Here is a 22,284-nt window from a genome sequence, read left to right on the forward strand (position 1 = left end):
GGGGAGGGTCAGGCGGCAGGAGTGTCCACGTTTGTTTTGCCGGTCGGCAAGTTTTAATGTGTGTCGAATTGATGCGCCGTCATGCGCGGCTCATGCGCGGCTCATGCGCGGCTCATGCGCGGCTCATGCGCGGCTCATGGGCGGCCCATGAGCAGTTGATGGGCGTGTCAGGCATGGGAGAGCGCCGCCGGATCCGGCGCCCTGGGGCCTCCGACCGCGCCGAGCGCGCCGCCCCACACGTGATAGAGCGCCTGCAGCACCACGTACTTCAGCATCTGCGTGGTGATGTTGGCGTCCTTCTCGCTGAGGCCGTGCTGCTGCATGAGCGTCGTCGGCAGGCTGGCCACCATGGCCGTGAGGCCGCCGAACCCGGCGCTGAGGATGGCGTGGGAGGTCCAGCCGACCTTGCTCGCGAAGACATCGCCGAGCGCCTCGGGGAAGGTGTCCTTGAGGTTCTTCACGTGGGCGCCGACGCGCGCGGCGGCGCTGAAGATCTGCTCCGCCGCCGGCTTCTGCAGATGGTCGAGGCAGGCGCCGAGATCGTCGCGCGCCAGGAAATGCTGGAAGCCCGCGCGGCCGGCGCTGACGTCGAAGTCGTTCTTGATGACCCGCATGCCGCCGCCGCCCACCGGCATGCCGAAGGCCGGATCGAGGATCCCGTCCATGGCGGCGCGCTGCTTCGGCTGACCCTTGAGTTCGTAATTGAGCATCGCCGGGATGCGCACGAGGCCGTTGCGCGCGGCCCCGTAGCTGAGGCCTGCGGCGATCGAGTTGTCCGCGGCCAGGCTGGCCTTGGTCGGCGGGTTGGCGCTGGCGATGGGTTCGGGCAACTGCTCGCCCGGCGGGCGGGTGAAGTAGGCGTCCTGGAAGGTCTTGCCCGCGGCGGCGCCGGAGGCGACATCCAGCATCGACAGCGCGAAGCCCATCACCGCGCCGGTGATCAGCGCCGGCACGGCGACCGGCAGGGTGGGCATGGCCTTCATCAGACCGGCCAGGGTCAGGTCGGCGAGCTTCAGGTTCGCCGGAATCGTCCCGAGGTTGAAGCCGCTGGCCGAGGCCATGCCATGCATCATGGCCGTGCCCTGGTCGCGCCACTGCACCTGCTTGAGCACGGAGACGAGATCGTCGCGGGTGTGGATGCCGCGCGATTCCAGCACGGCGGCCTGCTGCGTGGCCAGGCGCTCGAGCGCGGGGATGTCGTCGGGCTCTTGCGCATTGCGCTGAGCATGTAGGCGACGCAACCGGTGATGTCGTCGGGCAGCTTCTGCGCGAGCGAGTCGATGTCGATGCGCGGGTTGACGTCGCGCGGGCTCGGCACGGTGGCCGCGTGCAGCGACGCGAGCCCGCCGGGCGCGCGGGGGCCGCGATCCGGCGCCGTGCGGGCAGGGGATCGAAAGAGCCCGGCATGCTGCGCGTGAGCTGGGAGATCTCGTCATGCGCGTCGTGGCGTGGGAGCGCGGCCGAGTGTTCGGTCTCGGTGGCCACGGAGCGGCGCTGCTCGGCGATGGAAGGCGCGCCGCCGGCCGGCCGTTGCGCGTCGCTGGACACCGAGCTGCTGTTGCCGTTGAGGTTGGGGGTCAGCGGCGTCATGGGGATGTGTTCGCCGCTGCCCTGCGGATCCGGCAACCGCCCGGCGCCGCCGGTGCTGTTCGTGGACGACGTCCGGCTGAGGACCTTCGGCGCCGACTGGCGCGGCGCAGAGGACGGCCGGGAGCGGACCGGCGCGGCGTCGGCGCCGCCGTCGCTCTTCGCCGCATCCACGGAGGAACGACGCGAGGACAGCCCCTCGGGGACGATGTGCTCGCTCGAGGGCTTGAGCTGCGGATCGACGGCCGGCATCACGGGAAGCGTCGGCGTCTGCGGGCCCGACAGCGTCTCGGCCGACGGGGGAGGGACGCTGATCGCGCGCCCGGTGGGAATGGTGCTGCTCATGACGCCTTGAGTGCCGTTACATCAGGGCGATATCGTCGGCAGGACGTCCCTTGTCGGAGTGCCACGTCCGAAACCGTGCGCGGGGATGCGAATCAGGCGGGCTCCGCTGGAAGCCCGCCCGTCCATGTGCAGTCGGCTGGACTCAAGCCGCGAAGCCGCCATCGATCAGCAGGTCCGCCCCGGTGACGAAACCCGCCTCCGGCCCGGCCAGGTAGGCCACCATCGCGGCGATCTCATCCGCCTTGCCGTGACGCCGCAGGGCCATCAGGTCGTGCAGGCTGGCGCCGAACTCGGTGTCCGCGGGATTCATGTCGGTGTCGACCGGACCGGGCGCCACGTTGTTGACCGTGATGCCGCGCGGGCCGAGGTCGCGCGCCAGGCCCTTCACCAGTCCGATCAGCGCGGACTTGCTCATCGCGTAGACGGCGCCGCCGGCGAAGGGCATGCGCTGGGCGTTCGTGCTGCCGATGTTGATGATGCGGCCGCCGTCGCCCATGTGCCGGGCTGCCGCCTGCGAGGCGACGAAGACCGAGCGCACGTTGACGGCGACGGTGCGGTCGAAGTCCTCCAGCGTGAACTGGTCCAGCGGCGCAACGGCCAGCACGCCGGCGCTGTTGACCAGGATGTCCAGGCGGCCGAAGCGTTCGGCGACGCCGTCGATGGCGCGGGTGAGGGCGGCGGCGTCGGTGGCGTCCGCCTTGACGGCGATCGCCTGGCCGCCGTTGGCCTTGATCTCTTCGACCAGCGCTTCCGCGGCGATCGCGGACGACGCGTAGCCGATGGCCACGGCCGCGCCTTCGCGGGCCAGGCGTCGCGCGGTGGCGGCGCCGATGCCGCGCGAACCGCCGTGGATGAAGGCGACCTTGCCGGTCAGGCGGGCGGTCGAGGCGGTGTTGGTCGTGTTGCTCATCATGTTTCCTTTCGAAGCGGGGTGGTTGATGAGCTCAACTATGGTCGTCGCCACCTGATTACGGTAGTTGGAAAGCGGCGTGTTCAGTTTCAACCACTGGTATAAGCTGAACGCATGTCGACCGAACTCCGCAGCCACCTCGATGCCTTCATCACCGCTGCCGACGAGGCAGCTTTTCTGCTGCCGCGCGCCGGCTGGGGCTGACGCCCGCCGCGGTCAGCAAGAGCGTGGCGCAGTTCGAGGCGAGGCTCGGCGTGCGCCTGTTCCAGCGCAGCACGCGGAGCCTGGCGCTGACCACCGACGGCGAGCGGCTGCACGGCCAGGTGAGGCGCCCGTGGAGCGAGATCGGCGACGCCTTGACGGATCTGCGCCAGGGCGCCGGCAAGCCGGCCGGCACCTTGAAGGTCGCTTTGGCGCACACGGTGGGCCGCGAGTACTTCGTGCCGATGATGGACGGCTTCGTGCGTCGCTATCCGGACGTCGTGCCGGACCTGCATTTCGACAACCGCCAGGTCGACCTCGTCGCCGAGGGGTTCGACGTCGCCATCGGCGGTGGCATCGAGTTGACGGACGCCTTGATTGCCAGGGAGCTGGCGCGCCTGCGGATCGTGCTCGTGGCGGCGCCGGCGTATCTGGCGGCGAATCCGGTGCCGAAGCATCCATCGGATCTGGCGCGGCATCGCGGGTTGCTGCGCCGATCGCTGGGGTCAGGGCGGCTGGCGCCGTGGGCCTTGAAGAACAAGGCCGGCGAGCAGGTGGTGGCGAGCGTGCGTCCGGTGATGGTCCTGGACGATCCGGAGGCCATGGCTCGCGCGGCGGCGAGCGGCATGGGCATCGCTTTGCTGCCACTGCCGCATGCCTTGCCACAGCTGGAGCGCGGCGAGCTCGCGCGCGTGCTGCCGGCCTGGTATGCGGAGGCGCTGCCGCTGTCGATCTATTACTCGAGCCGAAGGCTGCTGCCGGCCAAGGTCCGCGTGTTCGTGGACCACGTCGTCGAGGAATTCCGCGCGCAGGGACACGCGGCGAGGTTCAGCCAGGGCTGAGGCTGCTCAGGTGCGGGACGAAAAAAAACCGACTCCGGGGAGTCGGTTTCTTTTCACGGGGCGCTGCCGGGTTCAGTAGCGTCCGCCGCCGAAGCCGCCCGAGCCGTAGCCGACGTCCGAGCGCTTGGTGGAACGGAACTCACCCGTGCTGTGACCGCCGCCCGAGCCGCTGCCTGCCTCGCGAGGACGCGCCAGCGTGACAACGATCGAACGTCCATCCACCGACACGCCATTCAAGGCGGCGATGGCGGCCTGGGCCACTTCGGCCGACGCCATTTCCACGAACCCGAAGCCCTTGGAATTGCCGGTTTCCCGGTCCATCATGACCCGGGCCGAGGAAACACTGCCGAACTCCGCAAAATTGCTTTTGAGGCTGGAATCGGTCACCGAATAGGCAGATTGCCCACGTAGATTTTGCTGCTCATGGAAGAGCCTTTCTGGATGGTGGCGCACCGTCGACGGAGGGATGCGCAAATCGGGGGGCGCGGCGCGGACGCGGCGCGGAGAAAACGCGGACTGAATCTGGCGTGGCGCAGATTAGTCACTACGCCGGGGACTGCGGCATGGAGGTTTCCAGCCAGCCCTGGGTGACTGCGAAGAGCCGGGCGGCGTGACAGGAGGCGAAGGTCCTGTCGAAGCGGAACACACGGCAGTAGGTGCCGTTGCCCTCCGAGCGGCGAACCGAGAAGGAGGCGCTGAAGCGGCCGCAATCGGTTCGGTGTGTCGCGGGCGAAACGACGTAATCTGCCCATGGAAATGGCGTTGTTCGGAATCTTTTTCAATCAGTGTCGCAGGCTCAAGCTCGACCTGCGGGAGCGTGGTGCTGCTCAATCGACTGCAAATTTGCAGGCCAAAAGAGCAAATTGAGGTCACAAAATCGTGACCCTTGAGAGGGGACCAGTTTCGTAAAACGTCTGGTCGCTTATCCCGAAAATGGTTATACCACTTCGGCGGTAAGCGAGTCAATTTATATAAACTTCATATCTGGATTCAACGCGAAAATCCCGCGCCCTGCGACGCATGGGAAGCGGTCAAGGTAGTGACCAGTTCCGCGACGAACGGGTTGTGCAGCGTCTGCTCCCGCAGGCACACCTGCAGGTGACGCAGGGCCCAAGGCTCCACGAGCCGTAGCACGGCGACACGCGGCAGGTCCGTCGCTTCCAGCGCGGACCGGGGCACGATCCCCAACCCCGCGCCGGTGGCGACGAGCTGGGCAATGGCGCGATACCCCGAGACCTGGACCCGCACGTCCAGTTGCCCGCCCAGCTGGGCGGCGTGGTTGACCAGGAAGGTGTGCAGGGCCATGCCGCTCTGCAAGCCGACGAACGGCTCGTCCAGGCAGACCTTGAAGCTGGCCTGCTTGCGCCGGGCCAGGCGCGATGACGTGGGGACCAGCAGCACCAGCTCGTCTTCACGGTAGGGGAGGTAGAGCAGGTCCGGATGCGCCTGCTCGACGGCCACGACGCCCAGATCGGCGCGGCCGGCGACCACCGCGCTGACGATGTCCTGGCTCGGCCGCTCCTCCAGTTGGATCCGCACGCCCGGATGCAGCACGAAGAAGCGCGCGAGGTCCGGGGGCAGGTGGCTGCTGATGGCGTTGTTGTTGGCGAAGAGGGTGATGTGCCCCGCGAGGCCCTGTGAGAACGGCAGCAGATCCGCATGCATCTGCTCCAGTTGCGCCAGACACCGCCGGACGTGCTCGAGCATGACGGCACCGGCGCGCGTGAGCGTCACGCCGCGGGCGCGACGCAGGAACAGCGGGCTGCCCAGCGACTCCTCCATCGCCTTGAGCCGCAGGCTCACGGAGGAGGGCGACAGGTGGCAGCGGGCCGCGCCTCGGGAGAGGTTGAGCTCCTCGGCCACGCTCAGGAATACCCGCAGATCGGTCAAGTCGTAGTGCACGGTGGCGGTCCTCGATGCGGCGTCCATCCGCGTGCGTTCTCCTCTGCGGACGGCGCACGCGGTCGGCGGAAGCATCCGGTGGTTTTGTCTGCGACAAACGATCAGTTTGCCAGAACTCGCTTCTGCTCAGAGAGGCGCCTTCCCATACTGCGCCGCATGACTGAGCAGCTTTCACAAACACTCAACGCTCCGGAGCCCTCAAGGCCGCCGGTCGGAAAACCCCTGGCAGGCCTTGTCGTCGTCTCGCTGGAGCAGGCGCTGGCCGCGCCGCTGGCCACCTGCCGCCTCGCGGAGATGGGCGCGCGCGTGATCAAGGTCGAACGGGAGGAGGGCGACTTCGCGCGGGGCTACGACCGCGCCGCCTGCGGCGAAGCGTCCTACTTCGTGTGGATCAACCGCGGCAAGGAGTCGGTGGTCCTCGACTTCAAGCAGGCGGAGGATCGCGCGTTGCTCGACGCGCTGCTCGCGCAGGCCGATGTGTTCATCCAGAACCTGGCGCCAGGCGCGCTGGCACGTGTCGGACTGGACAGCGAGACGCTGCGCCGGAAGCACCCGCGGCTGGTCACCTGCGACATCAGCGGCTACGGCGATGGCCCGGCCAGCGCGCTCAAGGCCTACGACATGCTGGTGCAGTGCGAGAGCGGCCTCGCCGGCATCACGGGCACACCGGAAGCCTGCGGCCGGATCGGCGTGTCCATCTGCGACATCGGTGCGGGTCTCAACGCCACGATCGCCATCCTGTCGGCGCTCGCGTCCCGAGAGCGGACGGGCGTGGGCTGCGGCGTCGCGGTCTCGCTGTTCGACGGCGCGGCCGATTGGATGACGGTGCCTTACGTGCATCAGGTGTATGGCGCGGGCGCGCCGACGCGCCAGGGCCTTCAGCATCCCTCCATCGCGCCGTACAGCGCCTTCGCGACGAGCGACGGCGGCAGCGTGGTGATCAGCATCCAGAACGAGCGCGAGTGGGCCAGCTTCTGCGAGGGCTTCCTGGCGCAACCCGCGCTGGCCAAGGACGAACGCTTCAACAGCAACGACCGGCGCGTGACCCACCGGGAGGCGCTGCACGCCATCCTCGACGCGGCCTTCGGATCCTTGCCGCTGGACGAGGCGCTCGCCCGGCTGCAGCGCGCCAGGACCGCCTACGGGCAGGTCCGCACGGTGGCCGAGATGGCGACGCATCCGGCGCTGCGCACGTGGCCGATGCCGGTGGGCGACCGGCAGCTCGATCTGGTCGCACCGCCGGTTCGCGCGCCATGGGACAGCGGGCGTTTCGATCCCGCGCCGTCCCTCGATCAGCACGGCGCTGCCATCCGCGCCGAGTTCCTCCGCATCACCGACAGGGCCATCGCATGAGCCGCATCACCCACCACATCAACAGCGCCAACGACGCCACCAACGACCCCACGAACGGCGGCGACGAGGGCGGCGCCGTCATCGACCTGGACCATCTCCGGACGTGGATCGGCCGCGACACCTGGTCCGAAGACCACCTGTCGGTGCGACAGGCCCGACTCATGGCCGCCACGCTGGGAACGCCTCAGGATGAACTCGTCGTCGGCACGCCGTTGCCGCCGCTGTGGCATTGGCTGTACTTCCTCGAGGGACTGCCGCCGAGTGAACTCGGCCGTGACGGTCACGCCGCGCGCGGCGGTTTCCTGCCGCCGGTGCCGCTGTCCAACCGGATGTGGGCGGGCGGCGAATTGACCTTCCACCGGCCGTTGACCTTGGGGTCGTCCGTCGGGAAACGGTCCAGCGTCCGGTCCGTCGAGCACAAGCGCGGTCGCAGCGGCGACCTCGTGTTCGTCACTGTGCGCCATGAGCTGTTCAACGGCGACGAGCTGGCCGTCACCGAGGACCACGACATCGTCTACAAGGCGCCGACGCCGCCCGGGGCCTCGCGTGCCGCGCCGGTCACGATGCCGGAGGCGACGCATCGCGAGTCCTTCGCGCTCAACTCGACGCTGCTCTTCCGATATTCGGCGCTGAGCTTCAACGGTCACCGCATCCACTACGACGTCGACTACTGCCGCGAGGTGGAGGGCTACTCGAACCTGGTCGTCCATGGGCCGCTGCAGGCCACGCTGCTCTCAGCGCTGGCGCGGCGCCTGGGCGACCGACCGCTCCGGCAATTCCGTTACCGAGGCATCCAACCCTGCGTGCTCGGCGCGCCCCTGACCCTCAACGCCGCCCCATCGCCGGAGGGGCTCACGCTCTGGACCGCGTTGGCGGACGGGGCGCCGTTCATGACGGCCGAAGCTTCCCACTGGAGACAACAACCATGACCTCATCGATCCGTCGCCGCTTCCTGTCCCGTGCGCTAGCCCATGCGCTGGCCCTGTCCGCGCTCGGCGCCTCGGCCGCCTTGTCGCTGGCCGCGCCGGCCTTCGCGCAGACCTTCCCCAGCAAGCCGATCACCCTGGTCGTGCCCTTCGTGGCCGGCGGGACGACCGACATCCTCGGACGCATCGTCGCGGAGGCCCTGGGCAAGCGCCTGGGGCAGGTCGTGCTCGTGGACAACCGCGGCGGCGCCGGAGGCAACCTCGGCGCGGCGCTGGTGGCCAAGGCCGATCCCGACGGCTACACGCTGCTGATGGGCTACAACGGCACCAACGCCATCAACCCGTCGCTGTATCCCAAGCTGTCCTGGGATCCGCTCAACAGCTTCAGTCCGATCTCGCTGGTCGCGCGGGTGAACAACGTCGTCGTCGTGAACCCCGCGCTGCCCATCAACAGCCTGCAGCAGCTGGTGGCGTATGCCAGGTCCCATCCCGGGAAGGTGAACTACGGATCGGCGGGCGCGGGCTCGATCTTCCATCTGGCGGGCGAGATGCTCTCGCAACAGACGGGCGTGCAGATGACGCACGTGCCGTACAAGGGCGCGGCGCCGGCGCTGACCGACCTGATGGGGGGGCCAGATCGATCTGATGTTCACCACCATCCCGAACGCGCTGCAGCACATCAAGACGGGGCGCCTGCGCGCGCTCGGCGTGACCGGCGAGCAGCGCTCGCCGCTGTTCCCGGAGCTGCCCACGGCCGCAGAGGCTGGCTACAAGGGCATGGTCGTGGATTCGTGGTTCGGGATCTTCGCGCCGCACGGACTGCAGCCGGCCGTGCAGGCGAAGCTGAACCAGACCCTGCGCGCCGTGCTGGCCGACCCGGAGGTCGTCAGGCGCATGAAGGAACAGGGCGCCGAGCCCCGGGCGTCGTCGCCGGCCGAGCTGCAAGCGCTGCTGCAGACCGACCTCAAGAGCTGGAAGGCCGTCGTGACGGCGGCGAAGGTGTCGCTGGACTGAGGCGCGTTTCGCTCAGGTGACCGGGGCGAAGCCGCCCCCCGCCGATCCATCTGAAAGACGGACAATGTGCATTATGTGACTATTGGGATAGAGCCCCGCCAGACTGCGACAAGCAAGGCGCAGCCGCGCCCCGCTTCAATCCATTTCAGCCGGAGCCGCCCGCCTGAGGCTGACCTGCACCCGGCCCGCGACGTTTCTCAAGAGACCACGTCCGCACTCACCTCGGGAGGCAGCGCCACTCTGATGTCGGCGCTTTCGGGCAACGGAACATGAATGTCAGCGTCCGGCGCGCATGCACCGACGAAGCGCAGCGCATGCGCGGGGCTACGACCAGGTACCGGCACCTTCGGCCGCATACGATGGACGTGATACTCGCCAGGCAGGATTGGAACGCGCCGACCGGCTACGGTGTAGCCGGCCAGCCGCACGCCTGGTGGCACCTTGACGCGATAGCACTCCATGGTCGTGCCGACAGCAGTCAGCTTGGTCTGTCCCTTCAGGCCGTCGACACGGCGATGCGACGGGGTTGCGCATGCGCCTGCTTCGGGATGCGCAGCGTCAACACGCCGTCCTTCACCCCAGCCTCGATCCGAGCCATGTCGAGTTCGCGACTGAGGGTGAAGGCGCGACGATAACGAGGCACATTGACCTCCGCCCACACGCCGCGCATGCGCTCCGGGGCTGCGACGGCGACTTCGCCTTCGATCACCAGCGTCTCGCCGTCGAGCCGGACATCCAGGCCGTCGCGCGGAACGCCCGGCATGTCGGCCAGGAGCGTGATGCCCCCCGCGTCCTCGAAGATCTCAACGGCGGGTTCCGCGACCTCGCGGGACGTCGCCCGCTGTCTGGCCGCCGGCGAACTCGCATCGGACGAGGAGACTTGCGCGCGGTCGGGCTCGGTGCGGGTGAGTTGGGTTTGAGCAGACATGGTGGTTCCTTCCGATGGTGATTCAAGCGTTCACTGGACGTTGATGCGCTGCGGCTGAGCCGCTTCGCGCAGCCCGACGCTGACGCGCAGCACGCCGTCGCGGTATTGCGCCTCGACGCTGCCGGTATCCGCCTCATCGGGCAGCGTCACCGCGCGGCTGAAGCGGCCATGCCAGCGTTCCGCGGCGTACACCTGCACCGAATCGGAGGAGCCGCGATCGGTCGGTTGGCGCTCTCCGGAAATCCGGAGAACGCCGCGCTCGACGGTCACGTCGATCGACTGGGCATCCAAGCCCGGCGCGAAGGCGAAGACCTCGATGGACCGTTCGCTGTGCCCGATGTTGATGGTCGGAAAGCTCCCGGCCATCGAGGAACGAATGCCGTCCGCAAGTCCGTCGGCCGACCGCGAACGCGAGAGCGCCTGTTGCAGTTGGGCAAGCTGCTCCAACAACCCCTGGGGACGGTGGAACACGGTGTCGAACATCAGAAACTCCTTTCCTTGGTCGATGAGTCGATGATGGAGGCCGACGCTGGCGCGTCGACTCGCGAGATCCCTTTGGTGAGTAGACGAAGGCGTGGGCCGTCGATGGCCCGCGAGGCAAGAGCCTCGTGACCGGGCCCGTGCAGCGGTCGACGGTCAGGGGTCAGCGTTCTGCGGGCGGGCGCCTGTTGGCGCTCCTCAGTGCTGACGGGTCGCGCGCGAAACATGGGCGCGACGACGACTTCAGGCGACGCAGCGTCTCGCGTGCGATCAGATAGGCTTGAAGTTGCGACGGGCTCAGCGGGAGCCGAGGCCGTCGAGAGGCGCGCGCTTCTGGCGCGGGGGAGTTGTCGGGCAGTTGTTTGGCCATGATCCAGTCCTCATCCGAATCGATTGATGGCGGTTCGACACGGATTTAGGAACTCGGAGCGGCGAGTTCAAGGGTGAATCGATTAGGTAAAAACCCTGAATCCCTGCGAGGGCGATCGTTGGCCCGCGAATTGCGGTCTTTCGCGCGCGCGGCCAGCGAGGCCCCTTCTCCCTCCCCGGTTGACATTCCTTGGCTGCGATCGATGACAACGCTGACGAATTTTGTCAGTCCGGTTCGTCCGCCAGCGGGAACGTCGCCGCCTCCCGTGCATCGACGCTTCACCTCATTCGAAAGGCATCCATGTCGTCCACTCCGAACGCCACGCCTGCGGTCCAGCGGCTCGCGCTCATCCTCCTGGTGGCAGGTCTTGCCTCCTGCGGTGGAGGCGGATCGACCTCCTCGCCAGGCACCGATGCGACAACGCCACCGCTCGGAACCGCTCCAGCGCCCTCGCCTGCGCCTTCACCCTCTCCAACGCCACCGCCCGCATCGCCGATCACGACGGCCCTGGGCGTTCCCAGCCGGATGCTGGGCGGCCTGGGCGCCGGCAATCCGATCGCGGAGATGACGAAGCAGCAGATCCGTCCGGACATCATCGACACCTACCTGGTCGGCGTCGGCGGCGGTTCCTGGCCCACCTGGAACAGCCCCGATGGCGCCTACGTCACGTATGTCTCGGCGAATGTCTCGGCCGCGGGCGCGGTGCCGATGTTCACGCTCTACCAGATGGCCTCCCGGGGTGAAGGCAACCTCGCCGCGATCAATGACGCGTCCTTCATGGCCAGCTACTGGGCCCAGGTCAGGCTGATGTACCAGAAGATCGGCGCGACCGGCCTGCCGACGCTGGTCAACCTGGAGCCGGACTTCTGGGGTTTCGTGCTCACGGGCGCGCCGGGCGCCGATCCGGCGAAGCTGCCGGCGCGCGTGAGCCAGGTGGCGGAATGCGCGAGCCAGCCGGACAACGCCGTCGGCATGGCGGGATGCCTGCTGGCGCTCGGACGGACCTACGCGCCCAAGGCCAGGATCGGCTTCCCGCCGTCCTTCTGGGGCCGCGATGCCGCCACCGTCGGCGCCTTCATGCTGAAGCTGGGCGCGGACAAGGCCGACTTCGTCGTGGGCCAGACCAGCGACCGGGATGCCGGCTGCTTCGAGGTCTCTCCGCCGCCGGCCGAATGCGCCGGGCGTGGCAACGGCCCGTTCTACTGGGACGAGACCAACGCGGCGACGCCCAACTTGAGGGTCGGCCGTGATTCCTGAAAAATCCGCAGGAAGCTACCTAAGTGCTTGTCAGGACTTCAGAATCTAATCTTGTAGTCGATCGGCTCGACGGGCTTTGACAGGTCCAGTGTGTAGTCGCCGAACCTATTGATGTGGGCGGTTCTGTAAGGCGACAGCCCGCGAAGCACTGGCTCGCCAAGCAAAAAGCCTTCGGCCTGTAGTTCCTTCAGCTTCCGCGACATCCATTGGACGTTGTGAAGGATGACCATGTTGGCCACCAACTGGCTGTACTTGATGACCTTCCGCTGCTCGTGTCGGAGGTTCTCAGCAATGATCCCCTCCCCTCCGAAGAACAGCCACTTCACGAAGTTGTTGAATTCCTCGCTCTTGTTGGTGGCGGCGTGGATGGAGCGCCGCAACTCGATGTCGTTAACGTAGTTCAGGAGAAACATCGTCCGGATCACTCTGCCCAGTTCTCTGAAGGCGAAGTAGAGCTTGTTCTTACGGCTAAACGTCCCCAGGCGGCGCAGGATCATCGACGGCGTGATCTTCCCCAATTTGATCGATACAGCGACACGCAGCATGTCTCGATAGTGCAAGGCCAGCAGATCCCAGTCGATGGTCCCGCGGAACAGGCTCTGGATGTGCTTGTATGGGACACCGGCCTCAGCCTTATAAAACACGAGATCCTTGATGTTCCGGATGCGGGGCATGAGCTTGATGCCGAGCAAGTGCGCAAGTCCGAAGACCGGCGCGCTTTGAGCCTGCGTGTCGCCGTGTAGCGTATCGGGCTGGATGTCCGACTCGTTCTTGACGAGTCCATCAAGGATGTACACCGCTTCATATACGCCGCAGGGAATGAAGTTCCCGAACAAGGCGATGTACATGTCAGACACGTGGTAGTAGCCGATGCCGCCGTAGCCCCCATACCTCAGGTGGGACTCGGACATCAGGTTCTGCTCGTAGACGTTCCACTTGGTGCCATCGGCAGAAGCCGACTTGCCCGTGCCCCAAAACTGGGGAAGCGCGAACCGGTTGTAGGCATTGACGACCTTGAAGATGGCTTTGTCCAACCGCTCCTCGGTCACGTGGTGAAGATTCAGCCAGGCCACCTGTTTTCGCGAGAGTCCCTTGACCGACAGGGCCGTTTGGGTAGGGCCGAGATTGCAGCCGTAGCAGAACAGCGTGGTCAGAAACCGCTTGCGCGGATCGTCAACCTTGCTTTCGAACCCGGACAGCGGTCCGAACTGCTTGTGCAGGTCTAACCATCGCTCGGTCTCGGTCAGCACGTCGAGAATGCTCGTCGTGGCCATGGAGTTCGTGATCGCTTGATCGAGCTCAGGCAAGCCATCTGGCGGCGGCGCTCGATCGGCGCGCCTGAGGAGCAGGCCGTTCTCCGAGATAGCGACGTGCTCGTTGTCAGGAAAGCGATCGTCGACCTTCTGAGCTACTTCAAGCAGTTGTTGCTTCAACAGCGCCACCAAGGCGTCACCGTCGGTTGGCAGTCCCACCATGCTGGCGTAGTCGGTCACTTCAGCGTCAAACTCGTCCCAACCAACCAAGTGATCACGATAGTCGTCAAACTGATCGCTGTTCTGGACATACAGGTCACCTGACTTCAGTTCCTCCATGACATGGGAGAAGACGCAGAGCTCAAGGTACTTTCGGTGCAGCAGACCTTCATTGGGCCCGACACCCGCGATCAAGTTGCGCCACCGTCGCTCTGAGAGCCACGACAGTTCAACGGCTTCAAGTCCGGCATCCGCCCGTACGAACTCCTTGTGGCTGGAGCGGAACTGCATCATCCAGGCAACGGTCTTCAGAAGACTCTCATCCGGAGACGATGACTTCAGCTGCATGGCATCGAGGCACTGAAACAAGAGCGCGCGTTTGCTGCGGTACTGCTGCAGCATGAACGGGTAGTAGTTATTCCCAGCGAATGCCATGTGTTCATCGCATCGCTCGATCCAGATTGACGGCTCCTCGTCGAGGATCTTGCGCATGCGCTCGACGCGGGCCGGATCGCTGCCATCTTCTTCGAAGGCCGTGAGGACATCGCGGAACTGCGCAATGAGGGCCTCACCTTGGGCGACGTGCTCAAGCTGGTACTCCTTCAGCCGCTCGCGCGCCAGGTTGTGCATGTTCCTGACGGATCGAATGAAGATCTCGGCCACGTCATCCACGGCCTTCTGAAGCTGGGCGTGAATGAGAAGCACAGCGAGTGCATAGCGCTTCACCGGCTTGAGCGCGGCCATCTCTCGCACGTTCAAGGCTCGGGCTTCGAGCACAAACTGCGTGCGCTTCGACACGGGCATCTCGTTGGCCGTGGGCAGCGCATCTGCCAGCTTGCGAACCGCCTCAATGTGAGTCAGGTAGCTGGCCACCTCTCGAACGCTTGGTTGCTTGGGTTCGCGTTTGAGTTGTTCCCACTGGCTCTTTCCAGAGTGCGTTCTGAAGAGGCTATCGATGCGTTCACGCTGGTGCTCGTCCAGCCGGGAGGCGATCGCTTGCTGCAGGCTATCGTTGACCCGTGATCTTGCCCTTGCGGCAGCGCGAGACAGGGTCACGAAGCCCGGCAGCTCGAAGCGGTGATGAAGCAACTCTTCGAGCAACACGTTGATGATGTCGGGCAACTCCTGCTTCGTCTGGGCCGCCTTGATCGCTTGCTCGTCCAGCCACTCGCTTCCGTCAGCTCCCAGGACCTTCAGGCCTGCGTACTCGCGGAGGAGCCGATGGTGGATTGACTTGCTCCCCGACTCGTCGTAGGCCTTGAGATCTCGGGCTCCAAAGACTGGCACTCCAAAGTGCCTGCAGATGTGGCGCACGATCACCGAAGGGATATCCGCCGCCATCGGGAAATAACCCAATCGCTGAAGCACCTTCAGCTGCATGGTGATGAGCGCCTGTGTCGTTGCACGACGGTAGGCGTCAGCAACAAACTGACGCTCCTTCTGCGATGGAGTGAACAACGCCAGGAGATCCTTCTCCGGGACCTCTTCTCGAAGCTGAGGATACGCAGTCTCGGTGATGTTGCTCATCGGTCAGGACCCCGGGGTGGTGCAAACGACGCCGACTGGCACGTCGATCGCGGCCCTGGAAGGTGTTGCCCCAATCCGTCGTTGGGCGAAGATGGTAGTCAGAAACACGGAAGAAGGCGATGCCGAACAACGGGCGTTTCGCATTCGAAGCGACCAGCGTGTCGACTTGGCTTGCTCAAGGCGAGACCTGACCCCCAGCTCCTCCGTGGCGAGATGACTTCGCGTTCGATGTTGGCGATGGGCTTAAAGAACTAGGAAACACCCTACCCGAAACAGTTGGGGCTTTGCGGGGTCGCCTGCATTCGCAGCACGGCGCCCCATCCAGCGTCTGTTCATCGGAGCACCGACGCCCTGTAATGAAGTGCCACCGAATTGAGATCAGCGCCGCTTGAGCTCCGTCACCGTCGCCTTGCCCTTGATCATTTCGGCCTGGAACTCGACTTGATCGCCGACCTTGAGGCCGTCGAGCAGCTTCTTCTCTGCAACGTCAAACCCCATGGTCATCCCCGGCATCGCGAGATTGGGAATGTCCCCATGCCGCAGGACGACTTGGCCCTTGGCGAGGTCGACCTTGCGCACCTCGCCCTGCACCAGGGGCATGGCGGCCGACGCAGCATTCTTGCTCGGCATCGGCATGGACATCGTGCCAGACGAGCCCTGAGCATGAGCCTGCATCCCGGCGAGGGCGAACAGCGCGGTGGCAAGCATGTTGATGGTCTTCATCGATGAAACTCCTTCAGAGTTGCGTGGGTTGGAAAGGTGAAACGATGGGAGGCGAGTCGGAGACTTGCGGCGCCGCGGTGCGTCGACGCCGTAGCAGGTACCAGGCGGCCGGAACGACGAGCATGCTGAGCAGCGGTGCCGTGACCATGCCGCCCACCATCGGCGCGGCGATGCGCCCCATGACTTCGGATCCCGTCCCGCTGCCGAGCAGGATGGGCAGCAGTCCCGCCATCACCACGGCGACGGTCATCGCCTTGGGTCGCACGCGCAGGACTGCGCCTTCGCGGATCGCCGCGAGCAGCGTGGCGTCGTCGTCCGGCTCGCCGGCCGCCAGACGCTCCGCATGGGCGTTCTTGAGGTAGACCAGCATGACTACGCCGAACTCCGCCGCCAGTCCGGCCAGGGCAATGAAGCCCACGGCGGTAGCGACGGAGACCGCGTGTCCGAGCGTCCACACCAGCCAGAAGCCGCCCACCAGCGACAGCGGCACCGCTGCCATCACGAGCAGCGCGTCGCCCGCCGAGCGGAACAGCAGGTAGAGCAACACGAAGATCACGACCAAGGTTGCCGGCACCACCACCTTCAACCGCTCGGTGGCACGCTCCAGGTACTCGAACTGACCGGACCATGACAACGCATACCCCGCCGGCAGAGCCACGCGCTGCGTCACTGCCGATTGCATGTCGCGGACCACCGAGCGCAGGTCCCGTCCGCGGACATCGACGTACACCCAGCCGGAAAGCCGGGCGTTCTCGCTGCGCAGCATGGGCGGCCCCTCTTCGACAGTCACGCGCGCCACGTCCTGCAGCAGCACGGTCGCGCCCTGGCCTGTCACGAACGGCAACCGGCGCAGTTGCTCCAGCGAATCCCGGATCTCTCGCGGGTATCGAACGTTGATGGGGTACCGCTCGCGTCCCGCGATCACCTCGCCGACGTTCTCGCCGCCGATGGCTGTGGAGACGATGCCCTGCACCGCGGCCACGGACAGTCCATACCGCGCCGCGGCCGCGCGATCGACGTCGACATCGATGTAGCGGCCGCCCGTCAGCCGCTCCGCCAACGCGGACGACACGCCGGGCACCGGCTTGACCACGGATTCGATCTGCGTCGTCAGCCGGTCCAGCGTGGCCAGGTCGGGCCCGGACACCTTGATGCCGACGGGGCTCTTGATGCCGGTCGCCAGCATGTCGATGCGGTTGCGGATGGGCGGCACCCAGACGTTGGACAGTCCGGGAACCTTGACGACACGGTCCAGTGCCTCGACCAGTTTCTCCGGCGTCATGCCGGGTCGCCATTGCTCGCGCGGCTTGAAGCGGATCGTCGTCTCGAACATCTCCAGCGGGGCGGGGTCCGTCGCGGTGTCCGCGCGGCCGGCCTTGCCGAAGACACGCTCCACCTCGGGCACCGTCTTGATCAGCCGGTCGGTCTGCTGCAGCAGTTCCGCCGCCTTGGACGCGGACAGCCCGGGCAGCGCGGACGGCATGTACAGCAGATCGCCTTCATCCAGCGGCGGCATGAACTCTCCGCCGAGCCGCATCAGCGGCACCGCCGTCATCGCCAGCACCAGCGCCGACGCCACCAGCGTCGCCTTGGGAAATCGCAGCACGGCCTCCAGCGCCGGCCGGTAGATCGCGATGAGCAGCCGGTTGATCGGATTGGCGGTTTCCCTCGGGATGCGGCCCCGGATCAGATAACCCATCAGCACGGGCACTAAGGTCACGGACAGGCCTGCGGCCGCGGCCATCGCATAGGTCTTGGTCAATGCCAGCGGCGAGAACAGCCGCCCCTCCTGGGCCTCCAGCGTGAACACCGGCAGGAAGGACAGCGTGATCACCAGGAGGGAGAAGAACAGCGCCGGTCCGACCTCGACCGCGGCCTCCGTGATGAGCGCCCAGCGCTCGGCGATGTCGGCCGGCCGACCCTGTCGCGCTTCGAAGTGCTCCAGGTGCTTGTGAGCGGCTTCGACCAGCACCACGCTCGCGTCGACCATCGCGCCCAGCGCGATCGCGACGCCGCCGAGGCTCAGGATGTTGGCGCTCAGACCTTGCCAATGCATCACGATGAAGGCCGTCAGCACCCCCACGGGCAAGGTCACGACCGCGACCAGCGCGGAGCGCAGGTGGAACAGGAACACCGCGCAAACCACCGCCACGACGATGAACTCCTCGATAAGCTTGTCGCGCAGATGGTCGACCGCGCGATCAATGAGGGTCGACCGGTCGTAGGTCTCCACGATCTCCACACCAGGCGGCAGACCCGGCTTGAGTGCGGCGATCCTGGCCTTGACCGCCTCGATCGTCGTCCGGGCGTTCTTCCCCGAGCGCATGACGATCACGCCGCCGGCGACTTCACCCTCGCCGTCCAGCTCGGCGATGCCGCGGCGCATCTCGGGCCCGATCTGCACGAACGCGACCTCCCGCAGCATCACCGGCGTCGCCCGAGCGACGCGGATCGGGATGTCGCGGAAGTCGTCCAGCGACTTCAGGAAGCCGCGCGACCGCACCATGTACTCGCTCTCCGCCATCTCCACGACGGAGCCGCCCGACGCCTGATTGGCGTTGCGCAACGCGGCCAGGACGGCCTCCTGCGTCACCCCGAGCGCGCGCATCCGCTCCGGATCAAGGACGACCTGGTACTGCCGGACCATGCCGCCCAGGCTGGCCACTTCGGCCACGTCCGGAACGGTCTTGAGTTCGAACTTCAGGAACCAATCGTTGAGCGCGCGCAGCTGCCCGAGGTCGTGCGCGCCCGTGCGATCGACCAGGGCGTACTCGTAGACCCAGCCCACGCCCGTCGCGTCCGGGCCGAGCACCGCGGTGGCCCCTGCGGGCAGGCGGCCCTGGACCTGGCCTAGCGCCTCGCTCACCCGGGACCGGGCCCAGTACGGGTCGGTCCGGTCATCGAAGAGCACGTAAACGAAGGAGTCGCCGAAGAAGCTGTAGCCGCGGACGGTCTTCGCGCCGGGGACGCTGAGCATCGTCGTGGTCAGCGGATAGGTGACCAGGTCCTCGACCACCTGCGGCGGCTTGCCCGGGTAACTCGTGCGCACGATGACCTGGGTGTCCGACAGATCGGGCAAGGCGTCCACCGGGGTGCGGGCGACGGACCACACGCCCGCGGCGACCAGCATCGCGGTGGCGATCAGCACCAGGAAGCGGTTGCCGATGGACCAGCGGATGAGCGCGGCGATCATGGCGCACCTCCCATCTTGCGCACCGAGACCAGCTCCCAGGCCATGGGTCCACCCTGCCTGAACTCGACGCGGACCTTGTCGCCGGGCTTCACGTCGGCGAAGGCGCGAGGATCGGGCCTGCCGAACCCCATCGTCATGCCGGGCCACTTCAACGCCGGCACGGGGCCGTGAGACAGGGTGATGCTGTCGGCATCGATGCTCTCGATCGTGCCCTCGGCGTGATACGTGGTCGCGGCGGCAGCGGATTTCGGCGTTGCGACAGGGCCGGAAGCCATCGACGCCATGGAGGCGGAAGGCACGGCCGGCGCCGCGCTCATTGTCCCCAGCGAGGACTTCAAGTTCGCCTCGGAATCGATGAGGAACTGACCGCTGGCCACCACCTCTTCACCGGGACGCAGCCCGTCGAGGACCTCGACGTCGTTGCCCAGATCCACCCCCAGCTTGACCTCCCGCGGCTCGAAGGTGCCGCCGCCCTGTTGGCGGATGATGACGACGGCACGTGCTCCGGTGCGGATCACGGCCTCGGCGGGCACAACCAGCCGGGATGCGGTCGCGCCCGCGATCCGCAGGCGCAGCAGCATGCCGGGCACCAGCTTCCCGCTCCGGTTGTCGACCTCGAAGCGCGCCTGCAGCGTGCGCGTGTCGGCGTTGACCTGCGGAAGGATCTCCTTAGTTCACCGTCGAACACCTGCGTGGCATCGGACTGCAGCGTCGCGCTGACCTTCTGGCCACGAGCCAAGCGGACCGCCTGGACCTCCGGCACCTCGATCACCGCCCACACCCGTTCCAGGCCGGCGATGCGGAAGAGCGTGGTTCCTGACGCCACCGCTACACCTTCGCGAACGCCCAGTTCCGCCACCACGCCGCTTGCAGGCGCATCGAGGGTGAAGCGTGCCTGGGCCGTCCCTGCCTCCTCGCTGTGCCGGACCAAGGTCTCGGGAATGGACATCGCCCTCAGGCGATCCCTTGCAGCCGCGATCAGTTCCGGCGCGGCGCCAGCGCGCTTCAGCGCGAGCAGTTCGTTCAGGGGTCCCAGCCAATCCGGCGCGAAGATCATGACGAGCGGCTGCCCCTTCTGCACCGTGGACATGGGCGCCCGCACAAGCAGGCGTTCGACGTAGCCCGCGACGCGCGTCTGCACGGCGACGTTGAGCCTCTCATCGAACTGCACCGCGCCGACCGCGTCGAACGACGACGACACGTCGGCCATCTTCGCGGCGACTGTGCGTACGCCCAGGTTCTGCAGCACCGTTGCGCCGATCCTGACTCCGGCGTCCGCGGCCTCGTCGGCGTACACCGGCACGAGCTGCATGTCCATGAACGGGGATTTGCCGGGCTTGTCAAAGCGACGTCCCGGCACCATGGGGTCGTGCCAATACAGCACCTTGCGATCACTCCCGGCGGCGGAGGCCGCTGCAGGTCGTCCGTCATCCGCGCGGACGGCGCCGTCGACCGTTCGTCCCACATAGAAACCACCCAGCGCGAGCGCGGCGCCGATCGCCGCCACCAAAACAACGACTGCTGCGCGCTTCATGGACGGTCTCCTTCGACCACGGCCCTGAACGCCAGCGACGCTTGCGCCCTGGCCAGATCGCGCTGGAGCGCAAGGAGCTTGCGACGCGCCTCCAATTCGGCGTGGCGCGATTCGAAGAGCGTGGTCAGCGGCACCTGGTTCGAACGATAGGCGGCCATTGCCACGGCGGTGCGTTGCTGGGCCGGCAGGACGACCGCCGTCCGATAGCGGTCCACGCGTCCGGCCAAGCGCGCCGCTTCGGCGGCGAGCATGCGGTACTCGGCGGTGGCCATGCGGGTCGTCTCCGCAAGCTGTGCCTCAGCCTTCTCCGCGAGGGCGAGCCGGGCCGCGAGTTCGCGGTCCTGGCGTTGCGCCGGCGCAATTGCGAGCGGGATGCTGATGCCTACGGACACCATGTCTGGATAGCCCGACCGCTGCCCGTAGCTCACCTCCCAAGACCAGTTCGGGTGGCGATTTGTTCGCGCCGACTCGGTGTCCGCGCGAGCCAGATCGACGTCCCGCTCCGCAGCGATGACGGCAGGATGATTCGCAACGTACGCGGACTCGGTAGGCGCCGGCAGCGCCTCCGGTGCGGCCAGGTCATCGACGGAAGCGCCGATCCAGCGTGTCAACGCGACACGCGCCACTTCCAATTGCTGACGCGCCTCGGCGGTCTCTTCCTCCGCCATGCCGCGAGCACCGGACAGTCCGAGCACTTCCTGGCTGGTCGCCGTGGCCGAAGCCAGCCGCGCGTGGGCGGCCTCCAGCTCGTCATGGGCGTGATGTTCCGCCTCCGTCACCAGCTCCAACTCCGAGCGCGCGAAGTAGACGTCCAGGTACGCCAAGCCGGTCTGCAGGCGTACGTCGGTCTGCGAGGCACGCGCGACCGCGGCCTCGCGTTGTACTGTGGCGTCTGCCACGGCTTGTCGAGCGGCGCGCTTGCCGGAGGACAGCCATTCCTGGGAGATTCCTACACGCTTCATAGTCATCGAATCCCGGCCGCTGAAGCGGTCGCTGCCTGAAATGGGCAGGTTGTCGATGCCGGCGCGCAGCACGGGATCGGGCAACTGGGCGGCGGCGCGCGCGGTTTCGGCGGCGCTGGTGACGCCGGCCCGGGCGGCCCGGGCGGCTTCCGACTGCTGGACCGCCAAGCTCATGGCCTGGTCAAGCGTGAGGGTGGCACCCTGACTGAGCAGGGGCAGCAATGCGGCAGCCAAGGCGGCGGCTCGCAGGGTGATTCTTGGGTTCACGAAAGCTCCGAAGACGAACGACAGCGAGGCCGGGTGGCGGACATGCCGCACCGGCGCCAGTCAATCGACGGAGCTGATCAGACTCGGAGTCTGAGCGTGGAAAGGAAGATGGGATCGGGCGGAGGTCGATTCTCGGCTGGCGTCGTCACCGAAGCCGCCAGGAGGCCATCGTCGCCCAGGTCGAGGCGCACCTCCAGGATCGACACCACCAGGGCCGGCGCGAGGGTCGGCAGCTTGATGGGCTCGAAGGACTGGGCGTGTTGGACGAGTGTTCCGCACACAGCGCGGGCTGGTCCATGTCCATGCCTTCGCATGGCGTACCGGAGGCCACCATGTCTGCCATCGCCGCCATGTCCTGCTCCTGCGGACAGACGTAGTTGGCCAACGCCAGCTGCGAGAACAGCAGCGACAGCGCCACGTAGCACGTGACGGTCAGGCGATGGGCGAGGCGGCGAAGCATGAGTGGGCGAAGTGTAGCGGCACCTCGGAGT

At 66.7% G+C, this 22,284-nt stretch carries 15 protein-coding genes and 5 pseudogenes; 7 read left to right on the forward strand and 13 right to left on the reverse strand.

Annotation, left to right across the window (positions count from 1 at the left end):
- Nucleotides 1-167: 167 nt before the first annotated feature.
- Nucleotides 168-1,241, reverse strand: coding sequence for a hypothetical protein (locus tag ACFJIX_RS22585; protein WP_377154941.1), 1,074 nt, complete (start codon nt 1,239-1,241; stop codon nt 168-170).
- Nucleotides 1,242-1,405: 164 nt separating this feature from the next.
- Here ACFJIX_RS22585 and ACFJIX_RS22590 point away from each other — a divergent pair, with 164 nt between their 5' ends.
- A complete protein-coding gene (locus ACFJIX_RS22590) occupies nt 1,406-1,942 on the forward strand; it encodes a hypothetical protein (RefSeq protein ID WP_377154942.1) in 537 nt (178 codons plus the stop codon).
- Between the two features lie 132 nt (nt 1,943-2,074).
- Here ACFJIX_RS22590 and ACFJIX_RS22595 read toward each other — a convergent pair whose 3' ends face one another.
- Nucleotides 2,075-2,842, reverse strand: coding sequence for an SDR family oxidoreductase (locus ACFJIX_RS22595; RefSeq protein ID WP_377161894.1), 768 nt, complete (start codon nt 2,840-2,842; stop codon nt 2,075-2,077).
- A gap of 114 nt (nt 2,843-2,956) precedes the next feature.
- Here ACFJIX_RS22595 and ACFJIX_RS22600 point away from each other — a divergent pair.
- Nucleotides 2,957-3,885, forward strand: a pseudogene (locus ACFJIX_RS22600) (LysR family transcriptional regulator).
- A gap of 72 nt (nt 3,886-3,957) precedes the next feature.
- On the opposite strand, the pseudogene ACFJIX_RS22605 reads toward ACFJIX_RS22600, so the two are convergent.
- The 3 genes and pseudogenes from ACFJIX_RS22605 to ACFJIX_RS22615 all read right to left on the reverse strand — a co-directional run bounded on the left by ACFJIX_RS22605 (nt 3,958) and on the right by ACFJIX_RS22615 (nt 5,787).
- Nucleotides 3,958-4,310: pseudogene (locus ACFJIX_RS22605) on the reverse strand (RNA recognition motif domain-containing protein).
- A 119-nt stretch (nt 4,311-4,429) separates the two neighbouring features.
- A pseudogene (locus ACFJIX_RS22610) lies at nt 4,430-4,637 on the reverse strand (hypothetical protein).
- A 238-nt stretch (nt 4,638-4,875) separates the two neighbouring features.
- Nucleotides 4,876-5,787 (reverse strand): LysR family transcriptional regulator, encoded by a 912-nt coding sequence (locus ACFJIX_RS22615; protein ID WP_377154943.1) that lies wholly within the window; start codon nt 5,785-5,787, stop codon nt 4,876-4,878.
- Nucleotides 5,788-5,943: 156 nt separating this feature from the next.
- Between ACFJIX_RS22615 and ACFJIX_RS22620 the strand changes: the two genes are divergently transcribed.
- From ACFJIX_RS22620 to ACFJIX_RS22635, 4 genes and pseudogenes are all read left to right on the forward strand, one after another.
- Nucleotides 5,944-7,140: a CaiB/BaiF CoA transferase family protein gene (locus ACFJIX_RS22620; protein WP_377154944.1), complete on the forward strand. Its 1,197-nt coding sequence runs from the start codon at nt 5,944-5,946 to the stop codon at nt 7,138-7,140.
- The gene (locus ACFJIX_RS22625; RefSeq protein ID WP_377154945.1) at nt 7,137-8,069 is read left to right on the forward strand and encodes a MaoC family dehydratase N-terminal domain-containing protein; all 933 of its coding nucleotides are present in this window, start codon (nt 7,137-7,139) and stop codon (nt 8,067-8,069) included. The genes ACFJIX_RS22620 and ACFJIX_RS22625 overlap by 4 nt, the downstream gene beginning before the upstream one ends.
- Nucleotides 8,066-8,623: pseudogene (locus ACFJIX_RS22630) on the forward strand (Bug family tripartite tricarboxylate transporter substrate binding protein); the annotation flags it as partial. The gene ACFJIX_RS22625 and the pseudogene ACFJIX_RS22630, both read left to right, overlap by 4 nt.
- 88 nt (nt 8,624-8,711) lie before the next feature.
- Nucleotides 8,712-9,080 (forward strand): tripartite tricarboxylate transporter substrate-binding protein, encoded by a 369-nt coding sequence (locus ACFJIX_RS22635; protein ID WP_377161896.1) that lies wholly within the window; start codon nt 8,712-8,714, stop codon nt 9,078-9,080.
- A 496-nt stretch (nt 9,081-9,576) separates the two neighbouring features.
- Here ACFJIX_RS22635 and ACFJIX_RS22640 read toward each other — a convergent pair whose 3' ends face one another.
- Both ACFJIX_RS22640 and ACFJIX_RS22645 read right to left on the reverse strand, forming a co-directional pair.
- Nucleotides 9,577-10,008: an Hsp20/alpha crystallin family protein gene (locus ACFJIX_RS22640; protein ID WP_377154946.1), complete on the reverse strand. Its 432-nt coding sequence runs from the start codon at nt 10,006-10,008 to the stop codon at nt 9,577-9,579.
- A gap of 30 nt (nt 10,009-10,038) precedes the next feature.
- Nucleotides 10,039-10,491, reverse strand: a complete 453-nt coding sequence (locus ACFJIX_RS22645; protein WP_377154947.1) for an Hsp20/alpha crystallin family protein — start codon at nt 10,489-10,491, stop codon at nt 10,039-10,041.
- A gap of 892 nt (nt 10,492-11,383) precedes the next feature.
- On the opposite strand from ACFJIX_RS22645, the gene ACFJIX_RS22650 reads away from it, so the two are divergent.
- A complete protein-coding gene (locus ACFJIX_RS22650; RefSeq protein WP_377154948.1) occupies nt 11,384-12,115 on the forward strand; it encodes a hypothetical protein in 732 nt (243 codons plus the stop codon).
- 38 nt (nt 12,116-12,153) lie between these two features.
- Here the strand turns inward: ACFJIX_RS22650 and ACFJIX_RS22655 are convergent, their stop codons facing one another.
- The 6 genes and pseudogenes from ACFJIX_RS22655 to ACFJIX_RS22680 form a co-directional block, all read right to left on the reverse strand.
- Nucleotides 12,154-15,114: a Tn3 family transposase gene (locus ACFJIX_RS22655; RefSeq protein ID WP_377154949.1), complete on the reverse strand. Its 2,961-nt coding sequence runs from the start codon at nt 15,112-15,114 to the stop codon at nt 12,154-12,156.
- Nucleotides 15,115-15,492: 378 nt separating this feature from the next.
- Nucleotides 15,493-15,837, reverse strand: coding sequence for a copper-binding protein (locus ACFJIX_RS22660; protein ID WP_377154950.1), 345 nt, complete (start codon nt 15,835-15,837; stop codon nt 15,493-15,495).
- Between the two features lie 13 nt (nt 15,838-15,850).
- Nucleotides 15,851-19,030 carry an efflux RND transporter permease subunit gene (locus ACFJIX_RS22665; protein ID WP_377154951.1) on the reverse strand — a complete coding sequence of 1,060 codons (3,180 nt, stop codon included), beginning with the start codon at nt 19,028-19,030 and terminating at the stop codon, nt 15,851-15,853.
- Nucleotides 19,027-20,564: pseudogene (locus tag ACFJIX_RS22670) on the reverse strand (efflux RND transporter periplasmic adaptor subunit). Before ACFJIX_RS22670 ends, ACFJIX_RS22665 begins: the two are co-directional and overlap by 4 nt.
- Entirely contained in the window at nt 20,561-21,760 is a 1,200-nt protein-coding gene (locus ACFJIX_RS22675; protein WP_377154952.1) for a TolC family protein, read from the reverse strand. Before ACFJIX_RS22675 ends, ACFJIX_RS22670 begins: the two are co-directional and overlap by 4 nt.
- 178 nt (nt 21,761-21,938) lie before the next feature.
- Nucleotides 21,939-22,253: a hypothetical protein gene (locus ACFJIX_RS22680; protein WP_377154953.1), complete on the reverse strand. Its 315-nt coding sequence runs from the start codon at nt 22,251-22,253 to the stop codon at nt 21,939-21,941.
- Between the last annotated feature and the right edge of the window lie 31 nt (nt 22,254-22,284).

This window comes from Roseateles sp. UC29_93 (genome assembly GCF_042695725.1).
In the GTDB taxonomy this organism is placed as follows: Bacteria; Pseudomonadota; Gammaproteobacteria; order Burkholderiales; family Burkholderiaceae_C; genus Roseateles; species Roseateles noduli_A.

Excerpts from the sequence above, each read along its gene's own strand:
- ACFJIX_RS22640 (WP_377154946.1), bottom strand. The coding sequence starts at position 10,008 with ATGTCTGCTCAAACCCAACTCACCCGCACCGAGCCCGACCGCGCGCAA.
- ACFJIX_RS22595 (WP_377161894.1), bottom strand. The coding sequence starts at position 2,842 with ATGAGCAACACGACCAACACCGCCTCGACCGCCCGCCTGACCGGCAAG.
- ACFJIX_RS22635 (WP_377161896.1), top strand. The coding sequence starts at position 8,712 with ATGTTCACCACCATCCCGAACGCGCTGCAGCACATCAAGACGGGGCGC.
- ACFJIX_RS22655 (WP_377154949.1), bottom strand. The coding sequence starts at position 15,114 with ATGAGCAACATCACCGAGACTGCGTATCCTCAGCTTCGAGAAGAGGTC.
- ACFJIX_RS22660 (WP_377154950.1), bottom strand. The coding sequence starts at position 15,837 with ATGAAGACCATCAACATGCTTGCCACCGCGCTGTTCGCCCTCGCCGGG.
- ACFJIX_RS22645 (WP_377154947.1), bottom strand. The coding sequence starts at position 10,491 with ATGTTCGACACCGTGTTCCACCGTCCCCAGGGGTTGTTGGAGCAGCTT.
- ACFJIX_RS22650 (WP_377154948.1), top strand. The coding sequence starts at position 11,384 with ATGCTGGGCGGCCTGGGCGCCGGCAATCCGATCGCGGAGATGACGAAG.
- ACFJIX_RS22620 (WP_377154944.1), top strand. The coding sequence starts at position 5,944 with ATGACTGAGCAGCTTTCACAAACACTCAACGCTCCGGAGCCCTCAAGG.
- ACFJIX_RS22680 (WP_377154953.1), bottom strand. The coding sequence starts at position 22,253 with ATGCTTCGCCGCCTCGCCCATCGCCTGACCGTCACGTGCTACGTGGCG.
- ACFJIX_RS22590 (WP_377154942.1), top strand. The coding sequence starts at position 1,406 with ATGCTGCGCGTGAGCTGGGAGATCTCGTCATGCGCGTCGTGGCGTGGG.
- ACFJIX_RS22625 (WP_377154945.1), top strand. The coding sequence starts at position 7,137 with ATGAGCCGCATCACCCACCACATCAACAGCGCCAACGACGCCACCAAC.
- ACFJIX_RS22665 (WP_377154951.1), bottom strand. The coding sequence starts at position 19,030 with ATGATCGCCGCGCTCATCCGCTGGTCCATCGGCAACCGCTTCCTGGTG.